The sequence below is a fragment of the Bartonella rochalimae ATCC BAA-1498 genome (genome assembly GCF_000706645.1).
Taxonomy (GTDB): Bacteria; Pseudomonadota; Alphaproteobacteria; order Rhizobiales; family Rhizobiaceae; genus Bartonella; species Bartonella rochalimae.
In genome coordinates this window covers 201,658-216,951 of the sequence record NZ_KL407337.1, presented here as the reverse complement: position 1 = coordinate 216,951, position 15,294 = coordinate 201,658, and the positions used below count along the sequence as shown (strand labels likewise).

Annotated in this window: 8 protein-coding genes; 4 read left to right on the top strand and 4 right to left on the bottom strand. The window is 35.6% G+C overall.

Annotated elements, in window-relative coordinates:
• The first annotated feature begins 129 nt into the window (after nt 1-129).
• Nucleotides 130-1,284 carry a ribonuclease D gene (rnd, locus tag O99_RS00880; protein ID WP_035006660.1) on the top strand — a complete coding sequence of 385 codons (1,155 nt, stop codon included), beginning with the start codon at nt 130-132 and terminating at the stop codon, nt 1,282-1,284.
• 56 nt (nt 1,285-1,340) lie between these two features.
• Here rnd and O99_RS00875 read toward each other — a convergent pair whose 3' ends face one another.
• Complete coding sequence (locus tag O99_RS00875) at nt 1,341-2,855, bottom strand: Ppx/GppA family phosphatase (protein WP_035005729.1); 1,515 nt, start codon at nt 2,853-2,855, stop codon at nt 1,341-1,343.
• A 32-nt stretch (nt 2,856-2,887) separates the two neighbouring features.
• The gene (locus tag O99_RS00870; protein ID WP_035005728.1) at nt 2,888-5,044 is read right to left on the bottom strand and encodes an RNA degradosome polyphosphate kinase; all 2,157 of its coding nucleotides are present in this window, start codon (nt 5,042-5,044) and stop codon (nt 2,888-2,890) included.
• A gap of 340 nt (nt 5,045-5,384) precedes the next feature.
• Between O99_RS00870 and O99_RS00865 the strand changes: the two genes are divergently transcribed.
• Entirely contained in the window at nt 5,385-5,633 is a 249-nt protein-coding gene (locus tag O99_RS00865) for a zinc-finger domain-containing protein (protein ID WP_035005726.1), read from the top strand.
• Between the two features lie 21 nt (nt 5,634-5,654).
• A complete protein-coding gene (locus O99_RS00860; protein WP_035005724.1) occupies nt 5,655-6,914 on the top strand; it encodes an FAD-binding protein in 1,260 nt (419 codons plus the stop codon).
• Nucleotides 6,915-7,181: 267 nt separating this feature from the next.
• On the opposite strand, the gene dnaE is transcribed toward O99_RS00860, so the two are convergent.
• The gene (gene dnaE / locus O99_RS00855; RefSeq protein WP_035006659.1) at nt 7,182-10,670 is read right to left on the bottom strand and encodes a DNA polymerase III subunit alpha; all 3,489 of its coding nucleotides are present in this window, start codon (nt 10,668-10,670) and stop codon (nt 7,182-7,184) included.
• Nucleotides 10,671-11,051: 381 nt separating this feature from the next.
• Between dnaE and recG the strand changes: the two genes are divergently transcribed.
• Entirely contained in the window at nt 11,052-13,157 is a 2,106-nt protein-coding gene (recG, locus tag O99_RS00850) for an ATP-dependent DNA helicase RecG (protein WP_035005722.1), read from the top strand.
• 239 nt (nt 13,158-13,396) lie between these two features.
• Here the strand turns inward: recG and glmS are convergent, their stop codons facing one another.
• Entirely contained in the window at nt 13,397-15,217 is a 1,821-nt protein-coding gene (glmS, locus tag O99_RS00845; protein WP_035005720.1) for a glutamine--fructose-6-phosphate transaminase (isomerizing), read from the bottom strand.
• Nucleotides 15,218-15,294 lie beyond the last annotated feature (77 nt).

Sequence of the window (15,294 nt, the reverse complement as noted above, 5' to 3'; positions counted from 1 at the left end):
TTTTCCTTTGGTTGTAATTTACCTTACATACGTTACAAACGCCTTTTAACAATCATTTGTCAAGGTATGATTAAAAAGACTAAAAAAAATACAATAAAAGACAAATTTAATCTACTTAGCTATAATAAAATAATGGAACTTATTACAAACACTATAGATCTTGAAATTTCTATTGCCGCTTTGCGCAAATCTAATTTTGTAACAGTAGACACTGAATTTATACGTAAAACAACCTTCTGGCCTCAGCTATGCCTGATTCAGGTTGCATCACCAGATATTACAATACTTATTGATCCAATGGCGCAAGATATTAATCTACAACCATTTTTTGATCTAATGATTGATAAAAAAGTTGTTAAAGTTTTTCACGCTGCACGCCAAGATATCGAAATTATTTATCATCTCGGAGGAATTATTCCCTCTCCCCTCTTTGATACGCAAGTAGCAGGATCAATCTGTGGATTTGGTGATTCTATTTCCTATGATCAAATTGTACAACGTTGCACTGGACATCATCTTGATAAATCATCTCGTTTTACAGACTGGAGCTGTCGCCCCCTTTCTGAAAAGCAACTGCTCTACGCAGTTTCTGATGTTACTTATCTAAGAGACGTCTATCTTGCACTAAAAAAACAATTAGAGGAAAAAAAACGTACTCATTGGATGCATGATGAAATGGCACTCCTCTTAACACCGACGACATATGATATACCAGAAAATGAAGCTTGGAAAAAAGTAAAAGGAAGAATCACAAAAAAACGCGAACTTGCCGTATTGCAAAAAATAGCAGCTTGGCGTGAACGTGAAGCACGCCAATATAATGTCCCTCGTCGCCATATAATGAAAGATGAATGTCTTATTGAAATTGCAATCCAACAACCAAAGGATGAAGCTGCTCTGTATCGTTTACGTAGCATTAACAAAAGCTGGCATCATTCACCAGCTGTGCATACATTAATCGAAGCCATACACCAAGGCTTAAAAGCTGATCTTGCTACTTTACCTGCCCTTCCCAAGTATAATGCTATTGATGATAAAACAGCTGTTACAATTGATCTTCTTAAAGTACTATTAAAGCTTGTTGCAAACGAAAATAATATTGCACCTCAAATTATTGCAACATCCAGTGATTTAGAAAAAATTTCTAATGGCAATATTATTCATAATATCGCTGCTATGAATGGTTGGCGTTATGAAATTTTTGGTCAAAAAGCGGAACAAATGTTAAAAGGTCAAATAGCATTTTATTATAACAACGGAGAAGTAACGATCAAAAAACTTTAGTTTATAAATATGAAAATATTATAATAAATATTTTGATATTTCACCTTGCAAAGGAATCAAAAAACTTCAAAAACTAAGGGAAATTTAGTTATTTTTGATAATTGCTGTAAGCGTTTATAAGGCCGTTCGCTTATTAAATTTGCATAGCGCGCTGGAATATGTAATACAATATTGTCTAGCTTTTTTTGCCATGATAAATTAGGTAAGATTCCTGCAGTAGAGGCACTAAAAAGATTAGCGATACGCATAATTCCGCCAAGGATTCTTGCTTTTTCAACAATATCGCTAGTTGCTAATTTAAGAATCTCAGGAGCTTCCTTATCAAATGATAAGCCTGTATTACGGAAAAAGACTGCTAATGCAGCATAAATACGTCCCTTATGTGAAATTCCTGGATAAGATCCTAATGCTATCTGGTTAGCTGCTTCATTACCGCGATGATCTGGATGTATACGCCAACCGATATCAGAAAGAAGACAAGCAGCTTTACGATAACGACATTCATTTTCAGTTTCTAAAATTTCAAAAGCTTCAAATGCACCTGTGGTAAAATCAATCAGTTCACTTGCTTGTTTTGGTGAGCGTGCTCTTAAGATAGCCATTTCTAAACATGCTGTAATTAATGGATCAGAAACACGATCTTCTCGTGGTAATTTTGAATAAAGAAAACCTTCGCGAACCCCTGCTCCAGAAAAAACTATTTTTTTTAAATTCATGCATTGAATCAGTTCAATAAGAACAATCGCTCCATACGCTAAAAGCTGACGACGTTTTTTGGGAATAACTGAAATTTCTCTTATTTTTTCAATACCACCATTGATAACAAGAAGCAAAAATTCCTCCATCTCCTGCGCATCAACCTCATAGCCATGCATAACAGGTAATCGATAATTTTTGATGACCATATATAATTTTGCAAGATTACGCCAAGTTCCCCCTACTGCATAAAAGCAACGAGATATATCTTTACGCATAACAATGGAAGATTTACAAAGTTGCTCATGAACAATTTTTTTTGCCAAAATAAAATCATTATTTGACAAATATTGCAGTCGTAAACTACCTAATGGCAACGTTATCCCTTCACATACATTAGAATCATGAATATCAATAAGTTCAAGACTTCCACCGCCAAGATCACCAGACATACCATTTGGCTGATAAAAAGTAGAAATAACTCCGTAAGCTGAATAAATAGCTTCTTCACTTCCCGAAAGAACATGTATTTTATTTTGTAAAATATTTTCAGCGCTTTGAATAAAAGCTAATCCATTTTTTGCCTCTCGTACTGCTGCTGTTGCTAAAGTATAGATTTCATCTGCACCAACCTGTTGACAAACAGCATAAAATCGTTTCAGTGCTCGTAGTGCCATCTCGATTGATTTTTCTTCCAAAACTCCAGTTTTTGCAACACCTTGACCAAGACCACAAAAAACTTTTTCATTAAATAAAACTGCTGGTGAACGTACGAGGCCTTCATAAACAACAAGTCGAACAGAATTTGAACCAATGTCGATAACTGCAACGGGTTTATACCCTTTCAGCCAACCTTGAGTATTTATATATGTCATTGGATATTTCAGTCTTTAAGTGTTTTCATTTGTTACTGAAGCAACTCAATCAAAGGTGAAGTAGAAGTCTGAAAAAAGTTTTCATACTCGAAAAAAAGCACATTGCTCATAAAATACTCCTGTGCATTAAATAGCTTTTCATCTTTTTGCGGCTTTCTACGTCTTGATGTTCCATCGGCCAATATATCAAAGCTTTGTTGGTTATCAATAATATTAGCCAACATAATTTTTGAAAGAACTTGTTGATGAACTATTTTATTTAAAATTGGAACCAATACTTCAACACGATGATCCAGATTACGAGGCATCATATCAGCTGAGCCCAAATAAACAATAGCATTCTTATTTGGCAAATTCTCACCATTACCAAAACAGAAAATGCGACTATGCTCAAGAAATCGTCCTACTATTGATTTCACACGAATATTATCTGAGATCCCTGGAATACCAGGACGTAAACAACATATACCCCGCACAACCAAATCAATCTGTACCCCCATTTGACTAGCATGGTATAAAGCATCAATAATTTCAGGATCAACCAATGAGTTTACCTTCATCCAGATAGCAGCTATCCGCCCTTGTTGTGCATTGGTAATTTCCTTTTTGATATGTTCAAGAATACGGCTACGCAATGTTAATGGTGAAAATGCTATTTTCATTGGTTTATTTGGCTGTGCGTATTCGGTAAGATAATTAAAAAGCAGTCCAACATCATGAGCAATGTCATCATCAGTTGTAAAAAAGGAAAGATCGGTATACATTTTAGCGGTAATTGGATGATAATTCCCAGTTCCAAGGTGAACATAAAAACGACGACAGTTCTCTTCACATCTTACCACTAAAGACATTTTAGCATGTGTTTTTAATTCAACAAAACCAAAAATTACTTGAACTCCTGCACATTCAAGATCACGTGCCCAACGAATATTAGCCTCTTCATCAAAACGGGCTTTTAATTCTACTAATGCTGTCACCGTCTTACCTCGCTCAGCAGCATGAATAAGAGCACTAACAATCGGACTATCATTTGATGTACGATAAAGAGTTTGCTTGATTTCAATTACATTAGGATCAGCGGCAGCTTGACGTAAAAATTGTATAACAACATCAAATGTTTCGTAAGGATGATGAATAACAATATCTCTTTCACGAATAGCTGCAAAACAATCACCACCATGCTCACGAATACACTCTGGAATACGAGGACTATGAGAAATAAATTTTAAATCATCGCGCGGAATAGAAGCAATTTCTGAAATCATATTTAGTGCTAACAAACCATTGATAACACTCACACAATTACTAGGTACTCGAAGTGCATCCGTTATGAATTGGCGTAAATTTTCAGGCATTTTCATATTAAATTCAATTCGAATAACTTCTCCACGACGACGTTTTTTTAACGCAGTTTCAAAAAAATGAACAAGATCTTCTGCTTCTTCTTCTACTTCAATATCGCTATCGCGGATAATTCTAAATGTTCCAGCCCCATTGTTATCATAACCAGGGAATAAACGATCAATAAAAAGACAGACAAGATCTTCCAATAAAATAAAACGAAAATTATTTTCCTCTTGAGGAAGAAGAATAAAACGCTTCAAAGTATTAGGAACAGGTAAAAACACCATTATAGAATGCTGATCAACGCGCCGTAATAATTGGAACGCAAGAGAAAAACCTAAATTAGGAATAAAAGGAAAAGAATGTATAGAATCAATAAGAGAAGGTGCTAAAACAGGAAAAACTTCCTTTAAAAAATACCTTTCAACCCACAATTTTTCAACTTTGGAAAGCTTGTCAGAACAGACAATTTCAATATTATTTTGTTTTAGCTCATAACGTAAGGTACGTAATTCTTGTTGCTGATTAGCTTGCAAATATGCAATCTCAGTTAATACAAAATCCAGCTGTTCCTGCGGTGTACGTCCGTCTGCACTACATTCTGTAATCCCAGAACGAATTTGAGCAGCAAGGCCAGCAACACGAACCATGAAGAACTCATCAAGATTAATTGCTGAAATTGAAAGAAACTGTACCCGTTCCAATAAAGGATTCTTAGAATTTGCAGCTTCCATTAAAACACGATTATTAAATTGTAACCATGAAAACTCACGATTAACAAATCGCGCTGGATTATCCATCGTTATATCCCGCATAGTAATTTGATCTGTCAGCGTTTGTTTCATATATTCAGTTAAAATTCTTTATATTTTATAGAAACCTTTACAAAATAAAAATCGCGCTCTTATGAAGATAAGATCCTAATTTTATCTATTTTTTATCAAATTTTGTAAACTGCAAAAATTTCAAAAGTCCTGGCTCAATCATAATATTCAATCATAATATAATGACTAACTCTCTCCATATTAACTATATGAATATTTTAAAAACAATTGAATCTACCCTCATTTATAAGTTATCTGAAAAAGCATCTTGCATTATAGTATATCGTATTACAAATTAATAATTAAAACACATGATTTAAATCATACCTTATTAAGATAATTTATCTGGAGTTTACGCATTATGGCTGATTATAATATTCCGTATTTTCAAAATGATAATGGATACAAAACAATCGAAATTGGTGTAAAAGAATTTATGTGTATAGGGGCTACGCAACCATTCGATCATCCCCATATTTTTCTTGAAATGGGAGCAGCTGATGAAAAAATTTGCCCCTATTGTTCAACACTTTATCGCTATAATCATACACTACCACATAATCAGACAAATCCTACAGGATGTACGTATCATCTCAAAGATTCTTTATAAAAGATTCTCTTTTTCTTTGATATGAAACAGCTAAAAGATCAATCTCTAATTATCATTGGAGCAGGCATTGCGGGATTAAGCTCTGCTTTAGCACTTGCTCATAAAGGAATTGCAAGTACTATTATTGAGAAGCGGAAGCAGCTTGATAGTATTGGTTCTGGTATTCAACTTACTCCAAATGCAACACGCATTCTTGACCGTTGGGGAATGCTTAATACACTTATTAAATTAGGTATTAAACCGCGTTTTCTTGAATTAAAAGATGGTATATCTTTGAAAACGCATTTACATGCAGACCTTATTAACTTATCTGAAAAGCGCTGGAAATCTCCTTATATTACAATTCATCGAGCTGATTTACAGAACGTTTTATATAATGCTGTTATTAAGAACCCTCTTATTAAATACAAAATGGGAGAAAGCATCATATCATCTACCCAATCTACAGGGGATAATATTAAAATAAAAACAATCACAATAGAAGAAAAAACTGGAATACAACGATATCAATTTTATTCAACACCACTTCTCATTGGATGTGATGGTGTTTGGTCAACATTGCGACAGTTTTCCCCCTTTCATGAAAAAGCTAGTTTCACTAACTTCATCGCATGGCGAGCAACAAAATCATTTGAGAGTCTTTCTCCAAAATTTTGTTCTTTATTACAAAATATAAAAACAATTACTGCTTGGATGGGACCTAAAAATCACCTTGTTGCCTATCCTATTGAGTCAATAAAAACATTCAATTTCGTAGCCATCACTCATGGAGAAAATCCAGGAAAAAGATGGAAGCAAACAGGAAATAAAGAGAAACTCAAATCTCTTTTTAATGATTGGAATCCAAAAATTCTGCAAATTTTTAATCACATTGATGAGTGGAGCTATTGGCCATTATTTCAAATGAATCATAATCGTTTTTTAGGTTTACAACAGCAAGTCTTTGTAGGTGATTGTGCGCATGCATTTTTACCCTTCGCAGCACAAGGTGCTGCTATGGCAATAGAGGATGCCGCCACATTAGCAGAAGTACTCTCTCTGGATAATCTCTCACTCGCTGAAGCCACTGCACTTTATGAAAAAATACGCAAACCACGTATTACTGCTGTAAAAAAACGTGGAGATTTTAATAGATTTGTCTATCATGCAACTGGGCCGATAGCAATTGCACGTAATTTCTTTATGAAAATTCATACACCAGAAAATATTATGTCTCGCCTTGATTGGCTATACTCTTATGACGCCATGGACTTGACAAAAAATAATATTAAAAAGCATTGAGTAGAAAATTTATAAAAATTATAGTCTCATTGCCTTAAACAACCAAAATTACAATTCTATTTTCATTGTAAATATAAAAAAATTTTAAACGTTAATAATACAATTTGTAAAGCAAATAAAGCGTTTATTTTGCAAATGTCAATTTGCTAATACTAATTTACTTTAATCTTTCAAGCTGACTTAAAATATAATTTTCATAACACTTTTCATAACACTAAAGAAATATAATACTACTTGCTTAAAAAAATAATCTTTATCCTATAAACTTTAGCTTAACTCGACATCAACTACACCAGAAAGAACTTTTATAGCATTGACTACATGGGCATTCACTTTATACCTTTCTGGAAGAGCTATCTCAACTTCTCGAAGTCCGTCCTCTTGAATTAGTACAAGTGCTACCTCTCCTTTGCCTTCAGAATTCAAATTCTGCTCAATTTGTGGTAGCATATCTATTGTTTTTAGGAAAATGCGCATCATTTTATGACATTGCAGTGCTTGTTCTTCTAAGGACTGAATTGTTTCAATACGCAAACTAATTCCTTCAGAGCGATCCTCCGCAACAACTGTAATGATAAAAGATTTTCCAGGCTCCAGCATATCTCCGTATACAGAAAGTCCTTCAGAAAATATAACTGCTTCATATTGCCCACTCGTATCAGAAAACTGAATCACTCCCATTTTCTTACCAGATTTTGTTTTACGAATTTGTTTTGCTACAACAGTTCCAGCAAGCCGGGCAGCAGTAGCTCCCCCTTTAACTGAAGCAGCAAAATTGTTCCAAGTCTGAACACGTTTTTTAATAAGAACATCTTGATACTCACTCAAAGGATGAGCAGAAAAATAAAAACCTATTACCTGAAATTCATAATGAAGTTTCTCAGCAACAGACCAAGGAGATGCTTGAGATAAAATCAAAGGCTCTTTTAACCCACCTACCATCTCAAATATATCAACTTGCCCACTAGAATTATTATCAAGAATACGAAGAGCACGTGCGTTAAGAGTTACCAGGCTTGCTAGTAGAACTTCACGAGCAACATTAAAACAATCAAAGGCGCCAGCGTAAATCAAACTCTCCATAGCGCGCTTATTCACAATACGAGGATCAATACGTTCACAAAAATCTTCTAAATCCCTAAAAGGCTTGTCTCCACGACAAGCCACGATATGATCAACGACCATATCTCCCACCCCTTTAACAGCAGAAAGGGAATAATAAATACAATTCTCCCCAACTTCAAAAATGCGGTGTGATGTTTGCACACAGGGCGCAACAACCTCAATTCCTAATCTTAATGCCTCACGTCGAAAATCATTGAGCTTATCTGTATTTGTCATATCATATGTCATAGATGCAGCCAAAAACTCTACAGGATGGTGTGCTTTCATATAAGCTGTATGATAAGAAACAATCGCATAAGCGGTAGCATGCGACTTATTAAAACCGTAATCCGCAAATTTTGCTAAAAGATCAAAGATTACATTAGCCTGCTCCTTATCAAGGCCACCATCAACGGCCCCACTTACAAAGCGTGCACGTTGTTCTTGCATTTCTTTATGAATTTTTTTACCCATAGCTCTACGCAATAAATCTGCTTCTCCGAGTGAATAGCCAGCAAGCTCCTGAGCAATCTGCATCACTTGTTCTTGATAAACAATAACACCTTGCGTTTCTTTAACTAAATGGTCTATTTTAGGATGAATAGAGGTAATTTCTTCTTCTTTATGTTTGCGTATATTATATGTCGAAATATTCTCCATCGGACCAGGACGATAAAGCGCTACAAGAGCAATAATATCTTCAATACAATCTGGCCTCATACCAATAAGTGCTTTACGCATACCAGCACTTTCAACTTGAAACACGCCAACTGTTTCACCACGTGACATCATAGCATAAGTTGCTTCATCATTAAGGGGAATATGCGATAAATCTACCTTCGTGCCTTTTCGTGCGACAAAATCAACAGCCATCTTTAAAACAGTAAGCGTTTTTAAACCTAAAAAATCAAATTTTACCAATCCAGATTGTTCAACATATTTCATATTAAATTGAGTTACAGGCATATCAGAGCGTGGATCACGATACATCGGTACAAGCTCTGATAATGGACGATCACCAATAACAATCCCTGCAGCATGAGTAGAGGCATGACGATAGAGTCCTTCTAGCTGAAGTGCTATATCTAACATACGCCCAATAACAGGGTCCTTTTTCTTTTCTTCTTCAAATTTTGGTTCATCTATAATAGCTTGTGCTAACTCAATATTACTACCAGGAGTAGCAGGAACTAATTTTGTCAGATAGTCTACCAGACGATAAGGTACCTCTAAAACACGACCAACATCACGCAATACTGCACGTGCTTGCAATTTACCGAATGTAATAATCTGAGCGACTTGATCGCAGCCATATTTTTGCTGAACATAACGAATAACCTCTTCGCGTCGTTCTTGACAAAAATCGATATCAAAATCTGGCATAGAAACACGATCTGGATTAAGAAAACGTTCAAATAAAAGAGAAAAACGTAAAGGATCAACATCAGTGATCGTTAGTGCATAGGCAACAAGGGACCCAGCACCAGAACCACGCCCTGGACCGACAGGAATATCATGAGCTTTTGCCCATTTGATAAAATCCGAAACAATGAGAAAATAACCAGAGAATTGCATCCGCGTAATAACTGAAATTTCATAATTAAGCCGCTGCTCATAATCTGCAATTGTATAGCCTTCTGCTAAACCAATTGTCTCAAGACGCATTTTTAAACCGGCTTTGGCTTGATCTAATAATTCCTTAGCTTCTGCTTCTAAAACAGAGGATGTATCTGCAGATCGCTCTATAAAACCAGGCAAAATCGGTTTTCTAATTGGTGCATAAGCATGACAGCGTAAAGCAATTTCAACACTATTTTCCAAAGCCTCCGGAAGATCAGAAAACAGTGAAACCATTTCATCTTGTGACTTTAAATAATGATCTGATGTCACACGTTTACGATTTGGATTAGAAACAACTTGCCCTTCCGCAACAGCCATGAGCGCATCATGAGCAGCATATCCTTCTTTATTGAGAAAAAATGCCTCATTAGTAGCAACAAGAGGAATCTCATAGGTGTAAGCTAGTTCAATAAGCGCTTCTTCCACTTTCCGATCATAAGAACCATGCCGTTGTAATTCAACATAAAGACGATCACCAAAAATTTTCTTCAAATAAGTTAAACGCTCAATAGCTCGTTCTTTTTTATCTTCAGTTAAAGCCGAATTAATAGGCCCTCCTGGTCCACCAGTTAAAGCAATAATTCCTTCATGGTGTCTTAAGAGAAAATCAGCTTTAATATGCGGAAGATCCGTATCATTCTTATCAAGATATGCACGACTAACAAGCCGAACCAAATGCGAATAACCTGTTTCACTCGCAGCAAATAATACAATGGAAGAATAATCAGAAGAATGATGCAATTTAGTTAAAGGTGAATTACAATTTTCATCACCAAAATCAATAGCAAGCTGACAACCAATAATAGGTTGAATACCATCAGAAAAACAGTATTGTGAAAACTCTAAAGCACCAAATAAATTATTTGTATCCGTAATAGCTATGGCAGGCATACGATCAGAAATGGCGTGCTGAATGATTTGTTTGACTTTTAAAGCACCTTCAAGAAGTGAATAAGCTGAGTGTACCCTCAAGTGAATAAAGCGAGGGAGAGAGTTTTTATTATCGGGTGTTTTTCTTTTTTTTCCTGACACTTGCACTATTTCCCATTAAAATAGATACCAAATTGCAATTTTTATTTTTGTAAACGATCTTTGACTTACACCAAAGCCACAATCCTAGCACTCTAGAATATCCAAAAGACATACTAATTTCATTGATATCGATAAATGACCATCAAATAAATAGCTATAGCCACAATAAAAAAATATATAAATAAAATAGAGTAGCATATAAAATGATTAATGTTGATTATCTTTTTATCATGTTCTTATTTTCTTCATTATCGGACTATTTAATTCCATAACCCACATCTTAAGAAAACAATAATGCAACTATTTTTATATACTGAGTGATTTATCTTCAAAAAGTTCTTTCTAAATACTAGAAAAAAACAAAGAGAGCTAAATTTTCGTATGCATCCAAGCCTTCTGAATCCCCTTTTTACCTCTATTAACACCCTCGCTGGAGTTAATACAAAAATATGTTCTTTATTTGCTAAAGTTTTAAATATTAATCTTGTGCAACGCGAACCTACTCTTATTGATCTTCTTCGATTGATGCCTCATTCTGTTATAGACCGCAGAAAACAACCCAATATTTCTTTCGCACAAGAAGGAGATATTGTTACTCTTGAAATTATTATCGATCAACATATACCACCAACGAATCACAGTCGAGCACCTTATCGTGTCATTGGTTATGATCGAACAGGTACAATAAATTTAATATTTTTTCACGCCCAACGCTCTTGGCTAGAGAAGCAATTGCCAAAAGGGAAAAAAGTAATCGTATCAGGTAAAGTAGAACGGTTTAAAGGGCAGCTTTCAATGATTCACCCTGATCATATACTTTTTTATGAACAACTCGATCAGATGCCATTTATTGAACCGATTTATCCCTCTACTGCAGGGCTTTCCACAAAGACACTAAGACGAGCAACGAAAAAAGCCCTTGATTTTATTCCTTCTTTGCCAGAATGGATAGAAGAAAGTATAAAAAAGGAGCATAACTTTTCTTCTTTTGCTGTTTCTTTACGCCGTATTCACGACCCTATCAATCCTGATGATCTTACCCTAGAAAGTACAGCGCGTAAGCGTCTTGCTTATGATGAATTTTTTGCTAATCAAATAGCTCTTGGCCTTGTACGCCTAGAGACTAAATCACTTTCAGGTACTTCTCGCCCACCTACAGGTGCTTATACTAAAAAACTACTTGAAATCCTACCCTTTCAGCTTACAAATGGACAAATAAAAGCAATTAAAGATATCGAAAATGATTTAGCTTCACCTGAACCCATGTTAAGGCTTCTTCAAGGTGATGTGGGAACAGGAAAAACCGTAGTTGCACTGATGGCAATAGCTCAAATTGCTGAAAATTCAGGGCAATCAGCCTTAATGGTTCCAACAGAAGTTCTTGCTCGACAACATTTTGCTACAATCGCTCCCCTTGCTGAAAAAATCGGTTTACAAACAGCCCTATTAACTGGGCGAGAAAAAGGAAAAGTGCGCGCAAAAATTCTTGATACTATTTTATCAGGAGAAGCTTCTATCATTATCGGTACCCATGCTTTGATACAGGAGCATGTCACTTATAATAACCTTGCTCTGGCTATTATTGATGAGCAACATCGTTTTGGTGTACACCAACGTCTTACCCTTACTGCAAAAGGCAATAAGCCTGACATGCTTGTTATGACAGCAACTCCTATTCCACGTACGTTGATACTAACATCTTATGGTGATATGGACGCATCAAAAATTACAGATAAACCAATTGGGCGGAATCCTATCACAACTGCAACAATTCCTTCAGAACGGATAAATGAACTTATAGAACGAATTGCTACTGCAGTACAAAAAGAAGAAAAAATTTATTGGATCTGTCCTCTTGTGGAAGAATCCAAAACTCTTCAGCTTACTTCTATTGAAAATCGCTTTGCGAGCTTACAAAAACGGTTTGGAACTCGTGTCGGTATGATACATGGAAAAATGTCTACTGATGAAAAAGAAACCGTAATGGCATCCTTTAAAAATGCTAATATATGCATTTTAGTTGCAACTACAGTCATTGAAGTAGGAGTTGATATTCCTGATGCTTCAATTATTGTTATCGAGCATGCGGAGCATTTTGGTCTTGCACAACTACACCAATTACGTGGACGTGTTGGACGAGGAAATAAAAAATCCTCCTGTATTTTACTCTATAAGGGCCCTCTCACCAAAACAGCTGAAGCACGTCTCAATATCATGCGAAATACAGAAGATGGTTTTACAATTGCTGAAGAAGATTTGCGTCTACGAGGTGAAGGCGAATTATTAGGAACACGACAATCTGGTATGCCTGAATTCTATATAGCAAACCTTGCAGTCCATCGTAATCTTTTACTTATAGCAAAAAAGAATGCGAATTTATTATTACAACGCGATCCTAATCTTTCTTCAGAACAGGGATATGCTGTGCGCTTACTTCTTTATCTTTTTGGACGCGATGATGCTCTTCAGCTATTACGTGCAGGTTAGTTTTTTAATAATTTTATCAACACAACCAACAAAAAATCAACTGTTAAACAAGATCTTCACCCACTTCAATAAGCATAAAGAGAGCATATCCTCCTGTAAAGATCAAAAAGCTTATTAAAACACTCTGGTCATTGTTGATGATATATTTAAAAGTCATTTTGATAAAATAAAATGTTTTTATATATCAGTTGCAGATACTGATTTATCATTTCTATAATTCTTAAAAAATAAATCATTTTTTACTCAACGGTCACTGATTTTGCTAAATTACGTGGTTGATCAACATCTGTCCCCAACAAAACAGCTGTATGATAAGCAATTAACTGAACAGGCAAAGCATAAATAATAGGAGCAATAAACTCTGGAACATCTGGTAAAATAATAGTCGATAAGGAAGAAAAATGAGTCGCTGCTGCTTCTCCTCTTTTATCCGTTATCAAAATAATATGGCCATTACGCGCAGCAACCTCTTGCATATTAGAGAATGTTTTTCCAAACCATCTATCATAAGGGGCTACAACAATAACTGGTATTTTTTCATCAATCAGCGCAATCGGCCCATGTTTTAATTCACCAGCAGCATAACCTTCAGCATGAATATAAGAAAGTTCTTTCAGTTTGAGCGCTCCCTCTAAAGCAATTGGATAAGAAGTGCCTCGCCCAAGATAGAGTACACCTTTTGCATTTACTAAACTACGACATAATTGTTCAATTTTTTCATCCAGCTTTAAAACTTCATTTAAAATCCTAGGAACTTCTGCTAATTGCTGAACCAATTGCTGTTCTGTTGTTTTTGAAAGATATCCACGCTGTTTAGCTGCACTAAGTGCCATTGCAGCAAGAGTGGATAATTGACAAGTAAAAGCTTTTGTCGAAGCAACACCAATTTCTGGTCCTGCGAAGGTTGGTAAAACAAAATCAGCTTCTCTTGCCATCGTTGATTGCATAACATTCACAACTGTTGCTGTTTTTACACCAAGATTTCGGCAGTAGCGTAAAGACGCTAAAGTATCAGCCGTTTCACCAGACTGGGAAACAAATACCGATAACACATCAGATGTTATCGGTGGTTCACGATAACGGAATTCAGAAGCTACATCATTATCGATACTTAAAGCAGCAAAATTTTCAAACCAGTAACGCGCAACTAAAGTTGAATAGTAAGCTGTCCCACAACTAGCGAATAATACTCGATTAATCTTGCTCCAATCGATCAAACTTTCAAGCAGAATACCTTGTCTAAAATCAAGATAGTGCGTCAAATTATGTGAAATAACTTCAGGCTGTTCAAACATTTCTTTACGCATAAAATGACGATGATGACCTTTAGAAACGAGCAAAGACCCTTCAAATAAAGTCGTAATAGGGCGCTCTACTTGCCGATTATCCGTATTGTAAATTTTTATTCCTTCACGTTTGATAACTGCATAATCTCCATCTTCCAGATAGCTTATACGATTTGTAAATGGCGCTAAAGCAATCGCATCAGACCCCACAAAAAACGCATCTTTACCATAACCAATCACTAATGGTGGTCCAGAGCGAACAGCAATCATAAGATTGTCTTCACCTTCAAAAATAAGAGAAAAAGCAAAAGCACCCTGGAGTTTTTTCCAGCCTGTGTACGTTGCTTCTTGTGGAGAAAGACCATTTTTCAATTCGCGTGTAATCAAATGAGCAATAACCTCCGTATCCGTTTCTGTTTCGAAGGTATAACCGTCCTCAACGAGTTCCTTTTGTAGTTCTACAAAATTTTCAATAATGCCATTATGAACAACTGCAAGTCTCTCAGTCATATGAGGATGAGCATTTCGTTCTACAGCAATCCCATGCGTAGCCCAGCGAGTATGACCAATTCCTAAATTACCTTCCAGAGGTTTTTTTCCTAATTTTTCTTCTAAATGAACTAATTTACCTTCAGCTCGAACACGATGAAGACGCCCATTATGCACTGTCGCTAAACCAGATGAGTCATATCCTCTATACTCAAGACGCTTCAAGCCATCAATCAAATGGGATGCAACAGATTTATTTCCAAGAATTCCAATAATTCCACACATTAAAAAGCTCCAATTTACACCCCAAATTGATAATAAACATTATAAAAAATCAAACGATCTACATTCTAAATCTAAAC

What these genes read in the sequence shown, in the direction of transcription:
- O99_RS00875 (WP_035005729.1), bottom strand. Translation starts at nt 2,855, where the DNA reads ATGACATATATAAATACTCAAGGTTGGCTGAAAGGGTATAAACCCGTT.
- O99_RS00870 (WP_035005728.1), bottom strand. Translation starts at nt 5,044, where the DNA reads ATGAAACAAACGCTGACAGATCAAATTACTATGCGGGATATAACGATG.
- O99_RS00865 (WP_035005726.1), top strand. Translation starts at nt 5,385, where the DNA reads ATGGCTGATTATAATATTCCGTATTTTCAAAATGATAATGGATACAAA.
- O99_RS00860 (WP_035005724.1), top strand. Translation starts at nt 5,655, where the DNA reads ATGAAACAGCTAAAAGATCAATCTCTAATTATCATTGGAGCAGGCATT.
- recG (WP_035005722.1), top strand. Translation starts at nt 11,052, where the DNA reads ATGCATCCAAGCCTTCTGAATCCCCTTTTTACCTCTATTAACACCCTC.
- glmS (WP_035005720.1), bottom strand. Translation starts at nt 15,217, where the DNA reads ATGTGTGGAATTATTGGAATTCTTGGAAATAAATCTGTTGCATCCCAT.